Origin of the sequence: Stappia sp. TSB10GB4, from assembly GCF_900185745.1 — a bacterium.
Taxonomy (GTDB): domain Bacteria; phylum Pseudomonadota; class Alphaproteobacteria; order Rhizobiales; family Stappiaceae; genus Stappia.
On record NZ_FYAV01000041.1, the window covers coordinates 1 to 22,956 of the forward strand.

At 66.4% G+C, this 22,956-nt stretch carries 21 protein-coding genes; 12 read left to right on the plus strand and 9 right to left on the minus strand.

The window, feature by feature from the left end; genetic code table 11:
• The first annotated feature begins 579 nt into the window (after positions 1–579).
• From TSB10GB4_RS08235 to TSB10GB4_RS08270, 8 genes are all read left to right on the plus strand, one after another.
• Positions 580–1,017 (plus strand): substrate-binding domain-containing protein, encoded by a 438-nt coding sequence (locus TSB10GB4_RS08235; RefSeq protein WP_186395346.1) that lies wholly within the window; start codon positions 580–582, stop codon positions 1,015–1,017.
• The gene (locus TSB10GB4_RS08240) at positions 1,014–3,785 is read left to right on the plus strand and encodes an EAL domain-containing protein (protein WP_186395347.1); all 2,772 of its coding nucleotides are present in this window, start codon (positions 1,014–1,016) and stop codon (positions 3,783–3,785) included. Before TSB10GB4_RS08235 ends, TSB10GB4_RS08240 begins: the two co-directional genes overlap by 4 nt.
• Positions 3,786–4,092: 307 nt before the next feature.
• Positions 4,093–5,223 carry a flavin-dependent monooxygenase gene (locus TSB10GB4_RS08245; protein ID WP_186395348.1) on the plus strand — a complete coding sequence of 377 codons (1,131 nt, stop codon included), beginning with the start codon at positions 4,093–4,095 and terminating at the stop codon, positions 5,221–5,223.
• Positions 5,220–6,263 carry a DegT/DnrJ/EryC1/StrS aminotransferase family protein gene (locus TSB10GB4_RS08250; RefSeq protein WP_186395349.1) on the plus strand — a complete coding sequence of 348 codons (1,044 nt, stop codon included), beginning with the start codon at positions 5,220–5,222 and terminating at the stop codon, positions 6,261–6,263. The genes TSB10GB4_RS08245 and TSB10GB4_RS08250 overlap by 4 nt, the downstream gene beginning before the upstream one ends.
• 108 nt (positions 6,264–6,371) lie before the next feature.
• Complete coding sequence (locus TSB10GB4_RS08255) at positions 6,372–7,352, plus strand: radical SAM/SPASM domain-containing protein (protein ID WP_186395350.1); 981 nt, start codon at positions 6,372–6,374, stop codon at positions 7,350–7,352.
• Positions 7,353–7,377: 25 nt separating this feature from the next.
• Positions 7,378–8,505 (plus strand): anhydro-N-acetylmuramic acid kinase, encoded by a 1,128-nt coding sequence (locus tag TSB10GB4_RS08260; protein WP_186395351.1) that lies wholly within the window; start codon positions 7,378–7,380, stop codon positions 8,503–8,505.
• A 119-nt stretch (positions 8,506–8,624) separates the two neighbouring features.
• A complete protein-coding gene (locus TSB10GB4_RS08265) occupies positions 8,625–9,098 on the plus strand; it encodes a SufE family protein (RefSeq protein WP_186395352.1) in 474 nt (157 codons plus the stop codon).
• Positions 9,095–9,877 carry a molybdopterin-synthase adenylyltransferase MoeB gene (locus tag TSB10GB4_RS08270; RefSeq protein ID WP_186395353.1) on the plus strand — a complete coding sequence of 261 codons (783 nt, stop codon included), beginning with the start codon at positions 9,095–9,097 and terminating at the stop codon, positions 9,875–9,877. The genes TSB10GB4_RS08265 and TSB10GB4_RS08270 overlap by 4 nt, the downstream gene beginning before the upstream one ends.
• Here the strand turns inward: TSB10GB4_RS08270 and TSB10GB4_RS08275 are convergent.
• Positions 9,864–10,115, minus strand: coding sequence for a MoaD/ThiS family protein (locus TSB10GB4_RS08275; RefSeq protein ID WP_186395354.1), 252 nt, complete (start codon positions 10,113–10,115; stop codon positions 9,864–9,866). The genes TSB10GB4_RS08270 and TSB10GB4_RS08275 overlap by 14 nt on opposite strands.
• Positions 10,116–10,161: 46 nt before the next feature.
• Between TSB10GB4_RS08275 and TSB10GB4_RS08280 the strand changes: the two genes are divergently transcribed.
• Positions 10,162–11,370, plus strand: coding sequence for a CaiB/BaiF CoA-transferase family protein (locus TSB10GB4_RS08280; RefSeq protein ID WP_186395355.1), 1,209 nt, complete (start codon positions 10,162–10,164; stop codon positions 11,368–11,370).
• A gap of 11 nt (positions 11,371–11,381) precedes the next feature.
• On the plus strand, positions 11,382–12,386 hold the full coding sequence (locus TSB10GB4_RS08285) for a TIM barrel protein (RefSeq protein ID WP_186395356.1): 1,005 nt from the start codon (positions 11,382–11,384) through the stop codon (positions 12,384–12,386).
• 21 nt (positions 12,387–12,407) lie between these two features.
• On the opposite strand, the gene TSB10GB4_RS08290 is transcribed toward TSB10GB4_RS08285, so the two are convergent.
• The 5 genes from TSB10GB4_RS08290 to TSB10GB4_RS08310 form a co-directional block, all read right to left on the minus strand.
• Positions 12,408–13,790: a ThiF family adenylyltransferase gene (locus TSB10GB4_RS08290; protein WP_186395357.1), complete on the minus strand. Its 1,383-nt coding sequence runs from the start codon at positions 13,788–13,790 to the stop codon at positions 12,408–12,410.
• Positions 13,791–13,826: 36 nt separating this feature from the next.
• The gene (locus TSB10GB4_RS08295) at positions 13,827–14,063 is read right to left on the minus strand and encodes a hypothetical protein (RefSeq protein WP_186395358.1); all 237 of its coding nucleotides are present in this window, start codon (positions 14,061–14,063) and stop codon (positions 13,827–13,829) included.
• A 40-nt stretch (positions 14,064–14,103) separates the two neighbouring features.
• Positions 14,104–14,892, minus strand: coding sequence for an ABC transporter permease (locus TSB10GB4_RS08300; protein ID WP_244570855.1), 789 nt, complete (start codon positions 14,890–14,892; stop codon positions 14,104–14,106).
• Between the two features lie 86 nt (positions 14,893–14,978).
• The gene (locus tag TSB10GB4_RS08305; RefSeq protein WP_186395359.1) at positions 14,979–15,932 is read right to left on the minus strand and encodes an ABC transporter permease; all 954 of its coding nucleotides are present in this window, start codon (positions 15,930–15,932) and stop codon (positions 14,979–14,981) included.
• Positions 15,933–16,099: 167 nt separating this feature from the next.
• Positions 16,100–17,614 (minus strand): ABC transporter substrate-binding protein, encoded by a 1,515-nt coding sequence (locus TSB10GB4_RS08310; RefSeq protein ID WP_186395360.1) that lies wholly within the window; start codon positions 17,612–17,614, stop codon positions 16,100–16,102.
• 293 nt (positions 17,615–17,907) lie between these two features.
• Here TSB10GB4_RS08310 and TSB10GB4_RS08315 point away from each other — a divergent pair, with 293 nt between their 5' ends.
• Positions 17,908–18,891 carry an ABC transporter ATP-binding protein gene (locus TSB10GB4_RS08315; RefSeq protein WP_186395361.1) on the plus strand — a complete coding sequence of 328 codons (984 nt, stop codon included), beginning with the start codon at positions 17,908–17,910 and terminating at the stop codon, positions 18,889–18,891.
• Positions 18,888–19,886, plus strand: a complete 999-nt coding sequence (locus TSB10GB4_RS08320; RefSeq protein ID WP_186395362.1) for an ABC transporter ATP-binding protein — start codon at positions 18,888–18,890, stop codon at positions 19,884–19,886. Before TSB10GB4_RS08315 ends, TSB10GB4_RS08320 begins: the two co-directional genes overlap by 4 nt.
• Positions 19,887–19,902: 16 nt before the next feature.
• Here the strand turns inward: TSB10GB4_RS08320 and nagA are convergent, their stop codons facing one another.
• The 3 genes from nagA to TSB10GB4_RS08335 all read right to left on the minus strand — a co-directional run bounded on the left by nagA (position 19,903) and on the right by TSB10GB4_RS08335 (position 22,928).
• Complete coding sequence (gene nagA, locus TSB10GB4_RS08325) at positions 19,903–21,045, minus strand: N-acetylglucosamine-6-phosphate deacetylase (protein ID WP_186395363.1); 1,143 nt, start codon at positions 21,043–21,045, stop codon at positions 19,903–19,905.
• Positions 21,042–21,971 carry an SIS domain-containing protein gene (locus TSB10GB4_RS08330; protein ID WP_244570862.1) on the minus strand — a complete coding sequence of 310 codons (930 nt, stop codon included), beginning with the start codon at positions 21,969–21,971 and terminating at the stop codon, positions 21,042–21,044. The genes nagA and TSB10GB4_RS08330 overlap by 4 nt, the downstream gene beginning before the upstream one ends.
• Before the next feature lie 138 nt (positions 21,972–22,109).
• The gene (locus TSB10GB4_RS08335; protein ID WP_244293126.1) at positions 22,110–22,928 is read right to left on the minus strand and encodes a GntR family transcriptional regulator; all 819 of its coding nucleotides are present in this window, start codon (positions 22,926–22,928) and stop codon (positions 22,110–22,112) included.
• Between the last annotated feature and the right edge of the window lie 28 nt (positions 22,929–22,956).

A 22,956-nucleotide genomic window follows, 5' to 3' on the forward strand; every position in this document is an offset into this window, starting at 1 on the left:
CCACGCCGGCCGGGCTTGAGGGAGCGGCAAGCCGAGAGGGAGATGGAGCGTTCGATCGATCACGTGAGGCGGACACGCCGTGCGACCCGACCGGCCGTCGAGGCCGTGGTTCCGTTAGGCGCCGCCCCACGCGCAACCCATCTTGGGCCATGGCGGTTCACCATGCCGCCGAAACAGGCCGGACATACGAACCGCTGTCGATCCGAGCGAGCCTCAACTAATCGCTTGCCCTCAGGGGGCCGTCCACATACGCCGCCGCCACCACAGCCACAGCACCGGCGTGACCGAAACCGCCGCACCGGAATGACAAACACGCCCGGCCACGCCGGCCGGGCTTGAGGGAGCGGCAAGCCGAGAGGGAGATGGAGCGTTCGATCGATCACGTGAGGCGGACACGCCGTGCGACCCGACCGGCCGTCGAGGCCGTGGTTCCGTTAGGCGCCGCCCCACGCGCAACCCATCTTGGGCCATGGCGGTTCACCATGCCGCCGAAACAGGCCGGACATACGAACCGCTGTCGATCCGAGCGAGCCTCAACTAATCGCTTGCCCTCAGGGGGCCGTCCACATACGGGTCGCCATGCTGGAGACACCCGGAAAGCAACTGGTGGCGTCCTACTATGTCGGCTTCGACCGCGACAAGGCCAGGGATGCCGCCACCGCATTGCTGCGGCGGCATCCGGACCTCGGCTTCATCTATTCCTCCTCCACCGACATCGCACTCGGCGTTGCCGATGCCATAGAAGCTTCCGGCCTTGCCGCCACGGTGGCGACCAACGGCTGGGGCGGCGGCAGCGCGGAGCTCGAAGACCTGGCAAGGGGCCGGCTCGCCCTGACCGTGATGCGGATGAACGACGACAACGGCGTTGCCATTGCCGAGGCGATCTCTCTCGACGTGCAGGGGCGCGGGGACGAGGTTCCCCTGGTCTTCTCCGGTCCTTTTGCCCTCGTTTCCTCTGGTGACGCCCCCGAGCGCATCGAGGAGCTGAAGCGGAGGGCGTTCCGCTACTCGCAATGACACGCAAGGCCGACTTCCGCTTCAATCGTTTCGTGCTCGGCCTGTTCGCAGTTGCCCTGCTGACGACCTCCGCGGCGCTTTTCGCGATCAGCTATATCGGAAGCCTGTCCATTGCCGACCAGGAGTTGAAGCGCTTCGCCCGCAAGGAGGCGACGCTCTCCCGCCTTGTGTTCGACCAGACATTCAGCCGGCTCGACACCTATCTGAGGGCGCTTTCAGAGAACGCCGCACTGCGCCGCGCCATATGGTCGGGCAACGACCGGCTGGCTCTCCAGATTCTGTCCGATGCCGCCCGGGAGCCGATCGGCGCGCAGCTCGAACTGCTGACGATCGACCGGGCCGACAAGCCCGACTGGGTGAATGCCGGCGCCTCGCTCTACGATCTCGACCAGATCCTGACGCCCACCTTGCGCGAGCGGATGCCGACCGGCCAGTGGCACCTTTTCAGCGGCGGCGAGACCGGCGCAACCGGTGCCCCCATTCTGCTTGCGGCCATCACAGTGCCGGTGATCGACGATCTCGACGGCCGGGTGCTGGGCCATCTGATCGGAGGCTATGTCTTCAACGACAGCAAATATTTGCTGTCCGGCCTTTCCCAAGCGCTGGACACGGACAGTCTGGCGCTGTTCCTCGAAGACCGGATCATCTCCGCCAGCGGCCCGTTGCGCGACAGGTTCCGCGACGCACCCGACGTTCTGAAGCAACTGCAGGCAAAAGACCATCTGCTGGCGGATGATCGGCTGCTGATCAGTTCCCGGCTCGGAGAAGCGCCGGCCGGCCGCGCCCTTCATCTGGTCAGCGACCGCCCCGGCGAGACGATCGACAATATCCAGAGCACCTATCAGACGCTGTTCACCCCATTCCTGCTCTATGTTCTGGCCGGATCCGTTCTCGGCGCCTATGCCCTGCATCGCTTCACCAGTCCGGCACTCGAACGCCTCGTCAAATATGCGGATCGCATCCGCCAAGGCACATCCGACCTCACCTATCGACCCGGCAAGATCCGCGAATTCAACGCTCTCGGCCTCGCCTTGCAGGAAACCTTCCGCGACCTCAAGGAGACCGACGCCCAGTTCCGCGCCCTGATCGACGAATCCCTGCAAGGGGTCTGCATCCATTCCAACCAGAGGGTTCTTTATATCAACGACGCCTTGCTGCATCTGCTCGGCTATGACCGCGAAGAACGGCACAAGGTGATCGGCCTGTCGGTGCTGGACCTGTTCGCGCCGGAAGAACACGAGCGTCTCAAATCCTATGGCCGCGCGCGCGAATCGGGTGCCTCGGCACCCGAAGTGTACGAGGCGCGCGCCCTGTCGCGCCATGGCGAGCGGGTCTGGGTGGAACTCCATCTCCGCCAGACCCGGTGGAACGGCGCCAATGCATTTCACGTTACCGTTTCGGACATCTCGGAGCGAAAGCGGCAGGAGGAGTTGATCGTCCGCCAGGCCAATTTCGACGGACTGACTGGTCTGCCGAACCGCACACTGTTCCGGGATCGCCTGATCCAGGCAATGTCCCGTGCCCAATGGGACGGCAACATCGTCGCCCTGCTGTTTCTCGATCTCGATCGGTTCAAGAATATCAACGACAGTCTCGGACACAGCATCGGCGACCAGTTGATCCAGGAGACGGCCGCACGCATCGGTGCGGTGCTGGATGATCACGACACCGTCGCGCGCCTTGGCGGCGACGAATTCGCGGTGATCCTCAGCAATGTGCGCAGCGTGATGGATGTTGAGATGGCCGCTGCCCGGCTGTTGGAACACCTGGCGCGGCCGCTGGTGGTGGGAGACGGCGTCGAGGTCTTCACCACCGCCAGCATCGGCATCACCGTCTTTCCCAGCGATGGCCGCGACGACGAACTGCTGTTGCGGCAAGCCGACACCGCCATGTATCACGCCAAGGCGGAAGGCGGGAACAAGCTGCGCTTCTTCTCGGCCCACATGAACGAGCAGGTGGCACGGGCGCTCGAAATGGAGGGAGCCCTGCGCAAGGCTCTCGAAAAGCGGCAGTTCACGCTGAACTTCCAGCCGGTGATCGACATTGCGCACAACCGGGTGGCCGGCTGCGAGGCGCTGCTGCGCTGGAGCGATCCGGAGCGCGGGATCATCTCTCCGGCCGAGTTCATACCGATCGCCGAAACCACCGGCCTGATCGTGCCGCTCGGCGCCTTCGTGCTCGAGGCCGCCTGCCTCTTCTATCAGCGCTGCAGGGCGTTGGGGCTCGACCTGCCCGGCATCAGCGTCAACGTCTCGCCGCGCCAGTGCCGGGACGAGAATTTCGTCGAACTCGTCCGCGATACGCTGGAGCGAACCGGAATGCCGCCGGAGCGGCTGCACCTGGAGATCACCGAGAGCGTCATGTTCGACGAGACGGGCAGCAATCCGGTCGACACGCTGAATGCGATCCGCCGGCTCGGCATCGGCCTTTCGCTCGACGATTTCGGCACCGGCTTTTCCTCGCTCAGCAACCTCAAGCGGTTTCCCATCGACATCCTGAAGATCGACCGCTCCTTCATCCGCGACCTCGAAACCGACAGCGACGACCGGGCGCTGGTCGAGGCGATCTTGGCGATGGCGACGAGCCTGGGCATCACCGTCATCGCCGAAGGGGTCGAGACGGAGGGGCAGTGCACCTTGCTCGGCCGGCTTGGCTGCACCCGCATCCAGGGCTTCTATCTCGGCCGCCCGATGCCGGACGAGCAGTTCCGCGAGTATCTGCAGGCGCATGACGGCCCGCATCGGACACAGAGAACCGGCACTGCCTGACCGGCCTGCGAAACGTCCCGCAGCCCGCCCTTGGCCACCATTCCCCGCCCCGCGCTGTCTTCCCTCTCCGCCGATGCCGTAAGGGCCATTGGCTCGGATCCGCTGCCCGCGATCGGCCGCATGGTCGGATGCAAGGCCGGGCGATCATTCTTCAACCTTGAAATGGCAGCCAGCAGGCGTACTATACCAATCTGATAACACTTTATGGAGGCGGCGCGCGATCATGCTAGCATTGCGAGAGGCCGGCGGGGATACCGGCACTCCGACTCCACTTGACGAGCCGCTCATCGCGGCGGCGCGGACATTGTTGGCGGCCCTGCGGCGGCGTGCGCCGGATGACGAGCGCGCCTGCCGGCTCGATGCCGAGACGGTGGCCGAGTTCCGCGCGAACGGATTTTTCTCGCTCCTGCAGCCGCGCGCCTTTGGTGGCCAGGAAGCCTCGCCGCGCACCTTGCTGCGCCTGCAGGCGGTCCTCGGCGAAGCCGACATGTCGGCAAGCTGGGTTCTGGGCAACATGGGCATCGTCGCCTTCCATCTGGCCTTGTTTGCCCCGCAAGCCCAGGCCGATGTGTGGGGCGAGGCGCCCGAGGCCATTCTTGTCTCCAGCAACATGCCGGGCGGCCGCGGGCGGCGACTGCAGGACGGCAGCTTCGAGCTGAGTGGCCAATGGCGGTTTTCGAGCGGCGTCGACCACGCGGACTGGGTGGTTCTCGGCGCCCTGTGCGAGGCCGAAGACCCGGGTGCTGCGCCGATCCCCTCTGCCGTGCTGCTGCCCCGGCGCGATATCGTCATTGCCCCCGACTGGGATGTCGTCGGCCTGCGCGGCACCGGCAGCCATGGCATTCGCGTCGACACCGTCCGGGTGCCGGGCCACCGCGTGCTGCCGCATCGCGAGCGCTTTCTCGGTCGCTGCCCCGGCCATGCCGTCAACACCGGCCCGCTCTACCGCATACCCGTCCCGCAACTGCAGTTTCGTACGATCTCGACGGCCTCGATCGGCGGACTTGCCGGCATGCTCGCCGATTTCCTCGCCGCAAATGGCGCGCGCACCTCGATGTTGTCGCAAAAGATCGCCGAGGATCCGCACGTTCAGAGCCTCTGCGCGACGATCGACGCCGATCTCGCCGCCATGCGGGCGGTGCTGGAGACCGACATCGGCACGCTCGAGGCGGATGCGGCGAACGAGCGGGACACACCGCTCGCCGCTCGCAGGAGCTTCCGGCTGAACGCCACCCGTGTCGCCGACCGGTGCTTCTCCCACGCCGCCGGACTGTACCGCGCGGCGGGTGCTGAAGCGCTCTACCGGGGCAGTCCGCTGCTGCGTGTCTTCAACGATCTGCTGGCCGCCCGCCAACATGCCGCCAACCAGTACGAAGTCCATGCGCGCATCGATGGCGCGGCCTTGTTCGGCGCCGAGCGGGAGGACATGCTTCTATGACCTCGCACCCTCACCCGGCCGATCCCGCGACGGCGGCGGCTCTGGCGAGCTCGCACGGGCCGCTCGCTTTTTCGGTGGCGTTCGATCCCCGTGACGAGGACGAGGTGCTGGCGCGCTGGCGCGCGCTGCTGCGCTCGAACCGCTGGAGCGACGGCGACCAGACGCGAGAATTCGAAGCGCTGTGGGCCGAGCGGACGGGACTGGAGGCGGTCGCCTTCAACAATTGGAGCGGCGGCGCCCTGGCGGCGCTGGATTTCATCGGCTTGTCGGGCGAGACCGCGCTGTCCCCATCCAATACCTTTCTCGCCACGCCCCGATCCATCCAGAAGGCCGGTGGAGCCGTGGCCTTCTACGACTGCAATCGCCATGACCTGTGCGGCTCCTTCGAGGATTTCGTCGCCAAGGCGGAGCAGCATCGGCCGAAGGCAGCGTGGATCGTCCATGTGGGCGGGCATATCGCGTTCGATATCGAAAAGATCGCCACCTACTGCCGGGAGAACGGGATCTGGCTGCTGGAGGACTGCGCCCATGCCCACGGCGCCCGATGGCACGGCCGCGCGGCGGGCAGCTTCGGCGATGTCGGCGTCTACTCCTTCTATCCTACGAAAACGATTTCGACGGGCGAAGGTGGCATGCTGGTGACGGACAATCCGGACCTGGCGGCCCATGCCCGTTCCTATCGCGACTATGGGCGCGGCTCCCGCTACCGCATTCAGGGCATGAACCATCGCATCGACGAATTTACCGCCGCCCTTGGCGTGGTTCAGACCCGGCGGCTCGATGACATCCTCGCGTGGAAGGCGGCCTATGCGCGGGACGTTCTCGACCTTCACCATCCGAACCGGGTGCGGCTGCCGGACGGCATGACCAGCGGATATTACAAGTACATCGTCTTCGATCCCGTCGAATCCTCGACCGGCAAGGTCTACGAGTTCCCCTGCCACCGCATCCTGGAGCACGATGTCACGCTCCCGAACACCGAGTGGATCGCCCGCAATCATTGGTGCGTTCCGCTCTACTATCCGCGCGACAGGAGTTAGGTTGGTATGAGATTGGCATCATTCCGGTATGGCTCTTACCGGAAGTCCGTGCTAGCATGGCATAACTAGCTCGAGTTTGCGCCCCACAGTTGCATTCGGAGGTGGTTCATGATCCCTGAACGATTGCGCGCAACAGACGCTTCCGTCTCCGGCTCGCCGATCTGGCTCTGGCTCGACCCGACATCCCGCTGCAATCTCGCCTGCCGGCTGTGCTACACGAAGCAGAGCCATGGCAAGGAGGACATGGCGCCGGAGGATCTGCGCAGGATGCTCACCGACCTGCGCGACAGCCGGTCGGTCGACGTTCAGAGCATCCACCTCAACTGGCGCGGCGAACCTTTGATGAACCCGCGCTTTGCCGAACTCCTGGCAACGGTGGCGGACGTGATGCCCGAGGTCGCCCTGCAGTGGCACACCAACGGCATCATGCTGACCGAGAAGCGCGTGCGCGAGATTCTCGCGGTCCAGTTCCCGCACAAGATTTTCGTCTCGCTCGACGGCGGCAACGCCTATTCGCACGACCTCAACCGGGGGCCCGGAAGCTTCCAGAAAACCCTGCGCGGGCTGGAGACCCTGCTCGACGCGGCCGAGAGGACGCGCCCCGACCTGACCATCGGCGTCTACCAGATCGACCTCGACGAGCCGCTGGAGGACTACGACCCGCAGTTCCTGAAGCTGCTGGCGCGCGTCCACCAGCATGAGAAGGTCAAGCCGCTGCTGCCCGGCGGAGCGGAGCAGGCGGTCGACCGGGTGGAATCCCTGCAGGACGACGGCACCCTCGACCGCATGCTGTCGGAGGTTGTCCTCCCGCATCTTCCGGTGCCCCAGCTTCCCTGCTTCTGGGCAGGACACGTGTTCTGCGTCGGCCCGACCGGCGAGGTCGCCGTCTGCGTCATCAGCCATGGCAAGGCAGGCGTGATCGGCAACCTGCTGACGGATGGGGTCGACCGTGTCCTCGCCGGGGCCCTCGCCTTCCGCTGCCGTCTCGCCGACCACGGCCGCGCCTCCGTCGGGCACTGCAAGAACTGTCGCAAGCCCGCCGGCCGAATTTTCCCGCAACACATGCAACGCCGACAAGCCGCAGCTTGACCCGACACGACAGGAGGAATGCGACATGAAGCCAGCGTGGGCGATCGGTCTGATGACCGGGACCGTTCTGGATGGCTATATCGACATCGCGATGATCAAGACCGATGGGCAGAGCATCGAGGCCTTCGGCCCCTGGGAACTCGCGCCCTATCCTGTCGACATTCGCGATCTGCTGGCACGGACCTTCACCGCGGCCCTCGAATGGCGTTTCGAGGGGCCGGAGCCGGCGATCTTCCGCGAGGCGGAGATCGCGCTGACGGAGGCCCAGTCGCTCGCCGTCAACGCCTTTCTGGACAAGCATGGCTACACCGCCTCCGACATCGCCGCAGTCGGGTTCCACGGCCAGACGGTGCTGCATGTGGCGCCCCAAGACGGTATCCGCGGCCACACACGGCAGCTCGGCGACGGCGCCCGCATGGCCGAGATCGTCGGCACCAATGTGGTCTACGACTTCCGGTCAGCCGACATGGCGGCGGGCGGGCACGGCGCGCCGCTGTCGGCGATCTATCACAAGGCCGCGCTGCGGAAGGTGCGCGCCGGCTCCGAAACCGCGATCCTCAACCTCGGCGGCGTCGCCAACCTGACCTGGTGCGACGGCGACGAGATGATCGCCTTCGATACCGGCCCCGCCAACGCTCCGGTCAACGACTGGATCGCACAGCACACCGGCGGCGACATGGACGTGGACGGCGCCTTGGCCGCCAGCGGCTCCGTCGACGAGGAGCGACTGAAAGCCCTGCTCGAACACCCCTTCCTGGCGGCTCCCTACCCGAAGTCGCTCGACCGGTTCGACTTCTCCGCCTCCATGGCCGACGGCCTTGGGCTTGAGGACGGGGCTGCCACCTTGACCGCCTTCACCGCCGGTGCGGTCGGCAAGGCGCTCGATTTGCTGCCCGTCCGTCCGCGCCGGATCATCGTGTGCGGCGGCGGGCGCAAAAACCCTGTGATGATGCGTGAAATCGGCAAGCGCACCGGCGCGGAGGCCCTTCCGGCCGAAAGCGTCGGCTTGCGTGGCGACGCGGTCGAGGCGGAGTGCTTCGCCTATCTCGCGATGCGCTCGCTGCGTGGCCTGCCGATCAGCTTCCCGCACACCACGGGCGTGAAGACGCCGCTCGCCGGCGGCGTTCTCGCGGCCGCGCGCTCGGCGGCCTAGGACCGTTTCCGGCGGCCGCCGCGAATTGTGGCCGCCCGGCAACGGGTTTCGCACATGCCACGCACCCGCTTGCGGTGCGGATAGGAGACGCAAGGAACCAGGCCGCAGGGGACCAGGCAATGGGTTCGATCGCTGACTACATCGCCGACCTGAAAGCCCGCTTCAGCGCCGCCGAGGGATGGGACGCGCGCATGAAGCTGATCCTTGCCCTGTCCGAAGGGCTGCCGGCGATGGACCCAGCGCGCAAGTGCGAGGAGACGCGCTTCCACGGGTGCCAGTCGCAGGTCTGGCTGGATCTCGGCTGGAACCGGATCGACGAAGTCGTCGAGGTTCAGGCCGATTCCGATGCGCGGGTGATGCGAGGGTTGCTTGCGATTGCCGTCGGTCTCTACCACCGACGCCGGCCGCAGGAGATTGCGGCCCACCCGCCCGATCTGCTGATCGAGGCCGGCCTGGTGGAAGCCATGGCGCCGAACCGTGCGAACGGTGTCTACCGGTTGCTGCGCCACGTGCACACCTACGGGTCGGCGCGGGTGGCGCATGATTCCGCCGCCGGCCCGCCACTCCGGCCCGACAGAGCGATCTCCGCATGACCGACGATCTGCATCCCGATGAGCGGCGTTACTATCAACGGCAGATGATCCTGCCGGGCTGGGGCATGGAGGGCCAGCGGCGCCTCAAGGCCGGCCGCGTGCTTGTCGTCGGCGCCGGCGGACTGGGCGCGCCGGTTCTGCAATATCTCGCGGCCGCCGGCGTCGGCACAGTCGGCATCGCAGATGGAGACTTCGTGGAACTGTCCAACCTGCACCGCCAGGTGATCCATACCATCGACGACATCGACCGCGCCAAGGTCGACAGCGCGGCCGACAAGCTGCGCCGCCAGAACCCGCATGTGGCAGTGGTCACCCATGCCTTTCCGGTCACCGCCGAAAACGCCGCCGACCTTGTGGCCGCCTATGACCTGGTGGCGGACTGCACGGACAATTTCGCGACCCGCGATGCCTTGCAGGCGGCGTGCCTCACGGCACGCAAGCCGTTGGTGAGCGGCGCCGCGCAGATGACCGACGGAACGGTGACCACATTCACTCCCTATCGCGGCGCCGGTCACCCCTGTTACCGATGCCTCTATCCCGCCGCCCTGTCCGCGACGCTGACGCCGTCATGCTCCGAGATCGGAGTTGCCGGCCCCGTCCTCGCGGTGATCGGCGGGTTCCAGGCGATGGAGGTGATCAAGATCCTGATCGGGGACGGAGATACCCTCTCGGGCCGTATCCTGATTGTCGACGGCATGGCTGCGCGGGTGACGGAGGTCGCGATCGAGAAACGCGGTGGCTGTCCGGTCTGCGCGGTTGCCTCTTTCAGCCCCCGGTGACCGGCGGGTAGATCTCCAGAACGGCGGAGGACGCAAGCTCATGATCGGGGGTCACATAGCGACGGTCGACCACATAGCGCAGGGCCTCGGGAGCGCTGAACAGCGCTGCGGCCTCGGCATGCCGGTCGGCAAGCAGCGCCGTCAGATCGGAGATGGTGCGAACATCATCGGACAGCTCAAGCTGCTCAATGGCGCACCCGGTCTTTGTCTTCAACCAACTCTGAAAGCGAACTTCCATGAAAAATCTCCTACTTTCTCCTTTTATCAAGACACAAGATAAATAAATGTCAAGCAAGACCGCAAATAATTCTGCGTTGATCGGCATAAACGTTCTCGACCTCTCGAGATATATTGCCGGCCCCTTCTGTGGTCAGGTGCTTGGAGACCTTGGCGCAGATGTCGTCAAGGTGGAGCGCCTCGATGGCGGCGAGGAAGGCCGACGCGTTGGCGAGATGATCGACGGGGAGACCCTGTTCTTTCTCGGCGCCAATCGCAACAAGCGGAGCCTTTCGCTCGACTTCCGCCATCCCGACGGTCAGGCGCTCCTGCGCCGGCTCGCCGCGACGGCCGACATTCTCATCGAGAACTTCCGGCCCGGTACGCTGGAGAAGATGGGCTGCGGCTACGATGTGCTCAGCGCGGCCAATCCGGGGCTGGTTCTGGTGCGCATCTCCGGCTTCGGACAGGAGGGACCGATGGCCTCGCATGCCTGTTTCGATGGCGCCGCCCAAGCGCATAGTGGCATCATGACGTTGACCGGACAGGCGGACGGGCCGCCGACCATGGCTGGCGTTTTCGTCAGCGACTACTCCACCGCGCTCTATGCGACGATCGCCGCACTTGCGGCGCTCCAGGCACGCCAATCGACCGGCCGCGGCCAGGTGGTCGAGGCGACATTGATGGACAGCGCCTTGTCGATGCTGACCACGCAGATCGCGGAGTCTCAGTTGCTGGGGATCGACCACACGCGCCTCGGCAACCGCGACCGCTATCTGGCACCGTCCCACTGCTTCAAGAGCCGCGACGGCAAATGGGTCTACATCGTCGCCGGCAACGACCATCACTTCGCACGGTTCGCCGAGGCGATGGGGCGGCCGGAACTGACCGAGGACGCCCGGTTCTCATCCTTTGTCGCCCGCAATGCCCATGTCGCGGAGTTGGAAACGATCATCGACGCCTGGGGGCTCGCGACCGATGCTGCCGACATCCTCGACCGCCTGCATGCCGTGGGCGTTCCCTGCGAACCCGTCGCCGAGATCCCGGACGTCATCACCAATCCGCAGCTCCGCCATCGCGGCCAGATCGCCGATGTGCCGCACCCGTCCGGCGGCACGGTTCCCGTGCCCGCCCCGGCGATCCGGATGTCGGAGACGCCCCCCGCCGTGCATCGCGGCCCGCCCGCGCTCGGCGCCCATACGGACGAGGTGCTTGCCGACTGGCTCGGGCTCGGCGAGGATGCCATCGCCCGGATCCGGGCATCGGGCTGCATCTGAGGGAGCGCCGCATGCCCGCATTCGCGCTCAAGGGCGCCGTGGTCGACTATCCGCAACTCGCCGACAGGGCGGCGGCGCTGGTGCGCGCCGGACTGCCGGTGGTGCTCGAACTGCACACTTTCGGCCCGCGGGATCTTCAGCAGGATCGCGCGCGCGCCACCTGCCTCGCCAATCTCGACCGGCTGCGCGCGGAGTACGGCCCCCTCGTCCTGACCGTTCACGTGCCGCTGCAGGAGGTCGGCCGCGTCACCCGCCTCGATTTCGATGCGGATCAGGTTCTGGATGCGATCGCCTTCGCCCGCGATGCGGGGGCGAAGGACGTGGTGGTGCACCGCTACTGGGGTCTGGTGTATGGCGACGCGCCGCAACGGGCGAGCCGCGCCGAGGCGAGCGACGGCTTCAACGCAACGATTGCGCGGCTCGCCCGGCAAGCCGATCCGATCCGGCTTCTCGTCGAGAATGTCGGCCATTACGCATTGCTGCCGCGCGATCGCGCCTCGTTCCTCGCCGGACCGCTCGATCATTTCTTTCCCTGGGAGATCGCCGCATTCCGGACGTTTCTCGACCGCGAGCGGATCGCCAATGTCACGCCGTTCGTCGACGTGGCCCATGCGACGCTGTCCGCGAACCTGTTCAACTGGCGCCGAACCTATCCGGCCGAAACCCGCGATGATGTCCGCTTCTCGGCGATCCTCGACGAGGATCTGGAGCGAGCCGACCGGCTGCATCCGTTCGATTTCGTCGACCCAAAGATGCCCTGGCTGCATGTCAGCGACAGCCGCTTCTACCCTGACCCGGCGCTGGCGCCGGCGGAGATCCCGCTCGACGCGTTGACCAGCGAAGGACTCGAACTGGGGGCGGGCAATCTGCCCTGGGCGGATCTGCCGCGACATGTCGGAGAGACGGCGGTTTTGGTGCTGGAGGTCGATCCCTCAGTCGGCGAAAGCCATCAGGCAAACGGGGCGCAACATCGGTCGCTGCAGGCGCTGCAACGGCAATTCCAGGCTCCCAGGTGAGACGGCGCGATTATCCTGTGGTCAGACCGTCCGCGGCGGGGGCCAATGCGCGGGCGGAACAAACGGCGCGAAGACCTGACCGGCATCGCCAAGTCCTCGGGCATGGCGGCACCCACACGCCGGATCGATGCGCTGCGGACGATTGGTCACATCGAGGCAGTCGGCGACGAGGTTCATCTGCATGCGCTCGAACGGCGGATCGAACCGCCCGGTGAGCCAGCCGATCGCGTAGCCGGCCGCCAGCGTGCCGCTCACCGTGGTGATGTAGCCGACCGTATCGATCTGCGGGATGTCCGCGGCCTCGGGCGGCACAGCGCCGCCGGCGCTTTGTGCAAGCAGCCGGGCCCGCTCCTGTGGCGACATCAGTTCCTGCGCCACCCGTACATCATTGATCATGCCTCGGCAGCGCGGACAGGGGTCGTCGGGGCGGAACAGGACAAGCTGGATGATCTGACCGGTGACGTGGCCGTTCGCCCCCTCGATCAGGCCGCCACAATCGATCGCCGGAACCAGGAAGCGCCGCGCCACGTCGCTGAGGGCAAGCCTGCTCGTGTGCTGGTCGGTGCAGCCGAGCAGCACATCGGCCTCGGCGATGGCCTCGACCACCGCCCGCTGCGGCAGGCGACCGTCGATGGCGACGACGTCGATGTCGGGGTCGATCTGGCGCACATGGTCGCGCGCGAGCACGGCCTTCTTAGTGGGCGCCGCCACATGCTCGGGAAAACTGGCATGGGTCCGTTCGAGATTGGACGCGCTGATCTCATCCGTGTCGACGATAACGATCCGTCCGACCCCGGCGCGTGCCAGGATCGGGATCGCGACCGAGCCGGTGCCGCCCGCACCGATCACCACGGCGCAGGCGCGGCGCAAGCGCTGCCAGGCCTCCACGCCAAAGGAACTGGTAAACCGGGCCACACGCTCCGGCGGAAGATCCGGCAAGGCCGGCGGATGTCCCTCCCGCCACAGGCGAACCTGCGGCACGCGCTCGATGATGACACGCTCCACCGCTGCTGCGGAGCCGCCCGCGCCATGGACCGCCGCCACCTCCACCGGCGCGTCGGCGGTCTGCCCCAGTTCCACCAACACCATGCAGGACGTGTCGGCGATCCGGGTCGCGACCGTCCGTTGCCAGTCTTCGAGCGCTCCAGCGAAGCCCGCGCCGGCATCCGCCGGAACGATGCGAACACGGCCGACGGTCAGACCATCCCGGCCAGCTTCCGGAGCTACGGCCGCGTCCACGCCGGTTTCGACGACGGTCAGAACCAAGGCCTCGCGCGTCTCGCTCGCCACCAGCAGTATGGGCAGATCGACGAACGTCCCGGTCGCGGCCGCAAGAGCGGCGCCGAAACCGTCGAGGTCGCGGCGCGACAGCCGGAGAACCACCCGTTTGTCCCGGTCGGACATGCTCCTCCCTCCTTCGATGGACCTGATGTGGCCGCCTCAGCCGCCCATCACGAACTCCCGGGTCACCAGGAAATGCATGCCCGTCTCGACGGGTATCTCGGCGCCAGGGGCAAGCCGCTCATAGGCGCCGGGGCCGACTTCCCGCTCGACAATGGCGTTGCGCACCGGCACGCCGACAAGCGTCGCGATGGCTTCGGCTGTCATCGCCGCATGCACGCCGGCCTCGCGGTCGAAGCGCCGGCGGTTGACGGTAATCTCCAGAGGGTCTTGCATCAGCAGCTCCCATGGTTACATGCGATCCCCGCCAGACGCCTCAGGCCTGGCGCAATCGCGGGTCGAGTTCGTCGCGCAGCGCATCGCCGAAAAGATTGAGCGCAAAGGCGACGATCAGGATGGCAAAGCCCGAGAAGACCGCGGCCCAGGGCGCAAGGAACAGAAAGCCGCGCCCCTCCGACAGCATCATGCCGAGCGAGGGCACCGGCGGCTGGGTGCCGAGCCCGAGAAAGGACAGGGAGGCCTCGACGAGAATGGCCGACGACAGCAGCAGGCTGAACTGCACCAGGATGACGCTGACCAGATTGGGCAGGATGTGCAGGAAGATGATGCGCGCGTCCGAGGCCCCGATCGCCCTTGCGTTCAGGACATAGTCGCTTTCCGCGACCACCAGGGCGGGGCCGCGCAACAGCCGCGCGAAAATCGGCGTGTAGACGATACCGATGGCCGTCGCCGTCGGGGTCGCGCCCGGGCCGAGCAAGGCGATCACGCCGATTGCCAACAGCATCACCGGGAAAGCGAACAGCACGTCCATCAGCCGCATGATGATGCGGTCGGCCCAGCCCTTGTAATAGGCAGCCGTCAGCCCGAGCAGGCTGCCGGCAAGAAAGGCGGCGAACACCGCGCCGCCGGAGATCATCAGCGACGAGCGCAGGCCGAACAGGATGCGCGACAGCACGTCGCGCCCGAACTGATCCGTCCCGAGCCAATGCGCCGCCGACGGTCCCTTGAGACGGGCCAGAATGTCCTGATAAAGGGGATCATAGGGCGCGATCACCGGCGCGAAGATCGCAGCCATGGCCAGCACGACGATCATACCGAGCGACATGTTGTAGAGCGTGGGGGCCGGAAGACGCGGACCTCGGCGGTGCGGAAGCACTGCGGCGGGCGGTTCGGGCGGGGGGGAGGTGCCACTCATCCCTGGATCCTCGGATCGATCATGGCGTAGATCACATCGACGATGAAGTTGACCAGCACGAAGCTGCAGGTGACCAGCAGGATGGTCGCCTGGATAAGCGGATAGTTGCGCTCCGCGATCGCGCCCAGGATCAGCCGGCCGAGACCGGGTATCGCGAACACCTGCTCAATGACGATCGCCCCGCCGAGCAGATATCCGGCCATGATGCCGACCGACGTGACGAACGGGATCAGCGCGTTGCGCAAGGCGTGGCGATAGAGAATGCGGCGCGCCGGCATGCCCTTGGCGCGGGCGGTGCGGATATAGTCCTGCTGCAGGGCCTCGAGCAGCGTCGAACGCAGCAAGCGGGCAAGATTGGCGGTGATTGGCAGCGACAAGGCAAAGGCCGGAAGGATCAGCCGCGTGAGATTGCCGAGCGGATCCTGCGAGAACGGCACATAGCCGAGCATCTGCACGCCGGGAGCAACGCTCGACAGCACCAGGATCATGAGGATGCCGAGCCAGAACGGTGGGATGGTCAGGCCGACGACCGACCCCGCCTGCACGAGCGCTTCTCCCCGCCTGCCCCGGATGCGGGCCATCAGGATGCCGAGCGGGATCGCCAGCACGATGGCGGTCAGCAGCGCCAGCAGCGTCAGTTGCAGCGTCGGCCAGACATGGGCTGCGATTTCCTCGATCACCGGCCGCCCCGTCCAGATCGAGACACCGAAATCACCCGCCAGCACGTCGGAAAGCCAGGCGATGTACTGTTCGTGGATCGGCAGATCGAGGCCGAGCCGGCTGCGAACCGCGGCGATGCGCTCCGGCGTCACCTCCGCGTTGGAGCCGAGCATGATCGCCACGGCGTCGCCGGGAATCATCCGGATGAAGGCGAACACCAGCACCGACACGCCGATGATGACCAGTGCCAGGTCGAAGAGTCGCCGTCGGAGCCGATTGAGAAACAGCATGGATCTTTGCGCCGTTGGTCCGTATGTCGTTCCTAGGGAGGCGAGACGGTCGCTCCCCGGCCTGCGGCCAAACCGTCAGCCAACGCTTTCGGAGAGGCCGTCCGGCACGGGCCCGCCCGGGACCCGTGCCGGCGGTATGGGTGCTCGCAGCGCAGGCGAGCGCGGGCTCAGTTTCCGAGCGAGACAGCCTTGAGCGAGGCGAGCGACCGGTTCGGATAGATCTGATAGCCGTCGACCTGCGCGCGCATGGCGGTGTAGATCTGGCCATAGGTCAGGAACAGCACAGGGCCGTCGCAGGCGAGCGTCTCCTGCGCCTCGCGATAGATGGTCTGGCGCTCGGCCACCTCCGTCTGCGTGCGGCCGGCTTCCAGCAGCGCGTCGAGTTCCTCGTTCGAGTACTTGAAGACGTTGGTCGACCCGCCGGTCTTGAACGTCCGGTAGAAGTAGTCGTCCGGCTCGATCGTGCCCGAGTTGAGCGAGACGAACAGGTCGAACTCCGAGTTCCGCCAGTCCTGCACGAACTGGCCGATCTCCGGAATGTTCAAGGTGACGTTGACGCCGATGGCCGCGAACTGCTGCTGGAGCACCTGGGCCATCGCCTTGGTGGAATCGCGCGGCAGGACGAGCAGCCCCAGATCGATCGGCGTCGTGACGCCGGCGTCCGCAAGCAGGCTCTTCGCCTTGTCCGCGTCCGGCGTGAAGCAGGCGAACTCGCTCGTCGGAACCGCGAAATTCGTCAGGGCGGGAGACAGCGGCCCGCCCGGTCTGCCGGCACCGAAGAGCGCGGCCTGAACCAGATCGTCGCGGTTGATGGCGTAGTTGAGCGCCTCGCGCACCTGCGGATTGTCGAGCGGCGGACGACTGACGTTCAACCCGACCAGCGAATAGGCAAGTTCCAGCGTGTCGGCGATCTCGATGCCCGGCTGCCCCTGCAACTGCAGTGCGTTCACCCCATCGATGTTGGGCAGGAGGTGATACTGGCCGCTGGTCAGGCCGACCTGGCGCGTCGCCGCTTCCGGAACGATATTGAAGTTGATGCCATCGAGCTTGGGCAATCCCTCCTGCCAGTAGCCTGCATTCGCCTCAAGCCCGATCTTCACGTTCGGCTGCCAGGTGGCGAAGCGGAACGGACCAGTGCCATCGGGCGTGCGCTGCAGCGTCTCGAGATCTTCCGCGTATTTCGCCGGCACGATCGCGATCGTCGACAGCGAAGACAGGAGCGGCGCGGAGGGAGCCGACAGCTTGAGCACGACGGTCAGCGGATCCGGCGTCTCGATCGCCTCCACCGCCGTCAGCCGGCTGGCAAGCGGTGAGCCGGTCGCCTCGGCGCGAACTCGCGCCAGGCTCGCAGCGACATCCTGCGACGTCATGGTTCCGCCGCTGTGGAAGGTCACGCCGTCGCGCAGCGTGAACGTATAGGTCTTCTTGTCGTCCGAGATGGTCCAGCCGGTGGCGAGGCCCGGAACGATGTTGAGGTCGCCGTCGAGCGCTGTAAGACCTTCATAAACGGTCCCGTCGATGATCTGGAACGACGAGAATGCCGTGACGATATGTGGGTCGAGACCGGACGGCGAACTGTCGACCGCCACCTCCAGCGAGGCAGCCCAAGCCGGGACCGAGGCCGCGGCGCCGATGGCCAGCGCGGCAGCGGATGCAATGAGGAACGCGCGCAGACTAACCATGAACCATAACCCTCCCGTGATGGATCAATTCCTGATGCGTCAATGTGGTGGCACGCGTCCCGGAACAGGGTTCGCGTCCCTGCGAAAACTGGCAATATCCCCTCCGGGGCACTCATGCCAACACCGTCTTGCGGCTCGTCGCCAAGCGTGTGTATGGTAGTCCACCTAAAAACCATTTACAAGTTTCCGGCGATTTAGAGCGGACCAATATCGGACAAATTTTGCGGATCACTCACAGAACGGGACAGCCGCCTGGATCGCGCGTCCGGATGTCGCACCGGAGGAATGGGCAGATGAGTTTACCGGCAACCGCCGCAACCACAAAGCAGGTCGTCCTTGCGGTCGATGGGCTTCGGCTGGAAGCGCGCATCGGAGCGCTGGTGGAGGACGTGTCGCTCGCGCTTGAGGAGGGCGAGATGATGGGTCTTGTCGGCGAGTCCGGAAGCGGCAAGACGATTACGGCGCTGTCGATACTCGGCCTGTTGCCGGCGGCTGCGGTCCGGCATGCCGCGGGGGACATCCGTTTTCGCGGTCGCTCCCTGTCGGGACTTTCGGAAACCGAGTTCAACGCCATTCGGGGCCGCGACATCGCGATGATCTTCCAGGAGCCGATGACCTCGCTCAACCCGATCATGACGATCGGCGCTCAGATCGGCGAGGTGCTCGAGATCCATCGCGGCCTGACCGGAACCGCACGCCGCGACGACGTCCTCCGACTGTTGGATCTCGTCGGCCTGCCCGCAAGCCCCGACCAGCTCGACCGCTATCCGTTCCAGCTCTCCGGCGGACAGCGCCAGCGCGTGATGATTGCCATGGCGATCGCCTGCGAGCCGGCGGTGCTGATCGCGGACGAGCCGACCACCGCACTCGACGTGACGATCCAGGCGCAGATCCTCGAACTGATCGCCCGCATGAGGGAGCGCTTCGGCATGGCGTGCCTGCTCGTCACCCATGATCTCGGCGTCGTCGCCGAGACATGCGACACCGTCGCCGTCATGTATGCGGGGCGCGTCGTCGAGCAGGGTCCGGTCGCCGCGGTGTTCCGGACACCGCTGCATCGCTATACCGAAGCGCTGTTGCGCAGCATTCCCGCAGCCAATCCGCCGGGTGTGTCCCTGCCGGCGATCCCCGGCACCGTGCCGGCGCCGGGCGCCCGTCCGCCCGGCTGCGCCTTTGCCGATCGGTGCGGCGCGGTGATCGCGCGCTGCCGCGCGGACCTGCCCCCCCGCATCACCCGCGATGATCGGGTGGCCTATTGCTGGAACCCTGCCGCATGACCCCAATGCTGTCGGTCGTTGACCTGGTCAAGCACTACCCGGCCCCCGGCGGCAAGTCGGTGCTGGCCCTCGACGGCGTGTCGTTCTCGCTCGCCCGCGGCGAGATCTTCGGCATTGTCGGCGAATCGGGATGCGGAAAGAGCACGCTGGCGCGCACATTGATGCGGCTGGCGACCGCGAGTTCCGGTCGGATCCTCTATGAGGGCGAGGACGTGATGGCCGCGCGCGGCCGGGCGCTCAAGCGCCTGCGCGGCGAAATCCAGATGGTATTTCAGGATCCGTTCGGCTCGCTCAATCCGCGCCATACGATCGAACGCATCATCGGCGAGCCGCTGGTGGTTCACAACCGGCCCGGCCGTGCGGCGCGCGTGCGCGAGCTCCTCGATCTGATCGGCCTGCCCCAGTCGGCGGCGAGCCGGCTGCCGCATCAGTTCTCCGGCGGTCAGCGCCAGCGGATCGCCATCGCCCGGGCCCTGGCCCTGTCGCCCAAGATCATCATCGCCGACGAGGCGGTGTCCGCACTCGACGTGTCGATCCAGAGCCAGATCATCAACCTGCTCGCGCAGTTGCGCCGCGATCTCGGCCTTGCGATCATCTTCATCAGCCACGACCTGTCCGTGGTCCGCCACCTCAGCGACCGGATCGGCGTGATGTATTTCGGGCGGTTCGTGGAACAGGCGAGCGCGGCCGACCTTTTCGCCACGCCGCGTCATCCCTATACACGGGCGCTGATTTCCGCCGTGCCCAAGCTTCCGGGTGCGGCAGGCGGGCCTTGCGGCAAACGCATCGTTCTGAGCGGCGATGTACCCAATCTGGCTCACCGCCCCGGCGGCTGCCTGTTTCACCCGCGCTGCTATATCGCCCAGGACCGCTGCCAGAAGGATGTTCCGCCTCTCGCCGCGACCCGGCCCGACAAGCCCGACTGGCTGAGCGCCTGCCACTATGCCGACGAGATCGACGGGTTGGTCGCGGAAACGGCGTCCGAAAACCGGTAGCTGCCAGCCGGCCAGATCACGGGATCGGCCGACCGCCGATCAGCACCGAGGCGACCGTCAGATCGGCATTCAGGGCCACGATGTCCGCACTTGCGCCACGGCGCAAATGACCGCGATCGGAAAGCCCGAGCAGAGCCGCAGGCGCCCGCGAGGCCATCGCGAGCGCTGCCGGCAGGGCAACACCGCAGCGCTCGACCATGAACCGGACAGCCGAGGCCATGTCGAGATCGGATCCGGCAAGCGTCCCGTCGGCGACGGTCAGACGACCACCTTCCCTGCGCACGGTTCGTCCATTGAGCTCGAACGTGTCGGCGGCACAGCCCACGGACGACATGGCGTCGGTGACCAGCGTCAGCCGTCCGACCGGACCAGTGCGCGCGACAAGATCAAGCATCGCCGGGTGAACGTGATGGCCATCCGCAATCAATCCGCAGAAGACCGCCGGATTTGCCAGCGCCGCGCCGGCAAGCCCCGGCTCCCGGTGATGCAGTCCGGACATGGCATTGAACAGATGCGTCACGGCCCTCGCCCCGGCGGAAAAGGCCGCTGTCGCGCGTTCGAAATCGGCCGCGGAATGACCCAGAGAGACGATCACTCCCTGGGCGGCAAGCAGGGCGATGTCGTCGAGATCGACGCATTCGGGCGCTAGCGTCGCCACCACGACCCCAAGGTCGGACCGGGTGAGCCGTGCAATGTCGGACGCCGCAAGCGGGCGGATGAAGCGGGCATCATGCACACCGTTTTTCTGCGGCGAGATATGCGGACCCTCGAAGTGGATCCCGACAATGCCGGGAACGCCCGCGGCAATCGCCGCGCCCACGGTGTCCGCGGCACGCTCCGTCACGGTCTGCGCATCGGTGATCACCGTCGGCAGCAATGCCGTCGTGCCGAAACGGGCATGCGCCTGCGCGATCGTCCGCACGCCGTCGACCGTCGGCACATCGTTGAGCAGCACGCCGCCGCCGCCGTTCACCTGCCAGTCGACGAAACCCGGCGCCAGAACCGCCGCCTCCACCACACGGGAGGGAAGCCCCTTCGGCAGGGCGTTGATCGGAACCAGGCCCTGCACGCGCCCCGCCGCGATCACGAGAGCCGTGTCGCGATGCATCGTGTCTCCGTCGAACACCGCCGGAGCGATGAGCGCCATACCGTCTGTCATATCGTCTCCGTCACTTTCTTCAGGAGCCTCGGCCGATCCGGATCGAGCCCCCGCCCGCGGGCCAGGTGGTCCACGAAACGGTAGAACGAAGTGATCTGACACAGCGGATCGAGGAGGGGGTCGGGAGCGGCGACACAGGGCAGTGCGGTAACGCCCGCCGACCCGCCAACCTCACCGAGCGGATCGGCGACGAACACCCGCGTGCCCGTCGCCGCCAGCCGCTCAACCGCCGAAACCAGACCCGGCCGCGCCGCGTCACGGGACAGGAAAACCAGTGCGCAGAGATCGCCGGCAGCGAGCTGGATCGGCCCGTGCATCACCTCGGCGGCGCTGAAGCTCTCCGCGTGCAGCTCGCAGGTTTCCTTCAGTTTCAGCGCCGCCTCCTGAGCGACCGCAAGCCCCGGCCCGCGCGCGATCACATAGACAGAAGAAGCGTGCGCCGCGACCGGCAGCAGCCCTGACCAGTCGCAGGCAAGCGCGCGGTGCAGGCACTCCGGCAGATCGGCCAGCGCGGCAGCCAGACCGCTGTCGCCGGCCCAGGCATCGACAATGGCCGCGGCGGCGCTGAGCGTGCAAACGAAGGACTTCGATGCGGCAACCGCTTCCTCGACGCCTGCACCGATATCGGCCACGTCCAGCGACACCTCGGCGAGCGGCGAGGCCACGGTGTTCACGAGCGCGATGGTTCTGGCTCCCTGCTCGCCGGCCATGCGCTGGAAAGCAACCAGATCGGGACTGCGTCCGGATTGCGACAGGGCGAAGGAGACCATATTGGCGAGCCGCAGCCGGCAGCCATAGACCGAGGCGAGCGACGGCCCAAGCGAAGCCACCGGAACGCCGACGCGCATCTCGCAAAGATATTTCAGGAAAGTCGCGGCGTGGTCCGAAGACCCCCGCGCCAGCGTCGCCGCCGCCACCGGCCGCATCGCCTTCAACCCGGCTCCGATCTCCCGATACCGCAGAGCCTGCGCGTCGATCTGCGCCGCGACCCGCTGCGGGATTTCCGCCGTCTCTCGGGCAAGGCGCGTCCCGACATCGCGTGAGGTCTGCTGCACGATCGGCTCCTAGAGCTTCTTCGGGAGGGTCAGTTCGACGACGAAATCGTACTTGTCGCCCCGGTAGTACGAGCGCGTGAACTCGACAGGCCGGCCCGAAGCAAGCCGCGAAAGCCGCTCGATATAGAGCACCGTTTCCCCCTCCTCGGCTTCGAGCAATTCGGCCTCGAAGGCAGGCAGACGGCTTGCACGCATTCGCTGCAACGCCTTTTCAGGCAGCGCCCCAACATTGGAAAGCGCCTCATAGAGCGAATTGCCAAGCGTTTCGAGATTGGGCAACAGACTGGCGGGCACGACAGCGAGTTCGACGGCCAGCGGCTGGCCGTCGGCAAGCCGCAATCGGTGCAGCTTGAGCACCTGCTCGCCAGGAGAAAGCCCGAGCATCATCGCCTCTGTCGGGGTCGGCATGGCATAGGCACGCTGCAGCCATTTCACCGACGGGATGTGTCCGAGCGACGTCATGTCGGCGCTGAAGCCGGTCAGCACGCCAAGCGACTGCTCGATGCGCTCGGGCCGGTCGCTGACATAGGTGCCCGAGCCGTGTCGCTGGCGCAGCAGCCCCTCGCGCACCAGCACGTCGAGCGCCTTTCGGATCGTCACCCGCGACAGGTTGGTGGCGCTTACGATCGCCCGCTCCGGCGGAAGGGCGTCGCCGGGTTTCAGCGTCGAGTCGCGGATCGCATCGCGCAGGTGACTGGCGAGCTGGATATAGCGCGGCGTCGGATTGGTCTCGTCGATCGGAAGCGCGTTGAGAAAAAGACGCTCGGCTTTGTTCATCCGTGTTTTTTCCTTTCTTGCGGACATCATGCACACCCGCAGGCCCGACATGTCTCGCGGTCATCGCCCGGAACGGGCC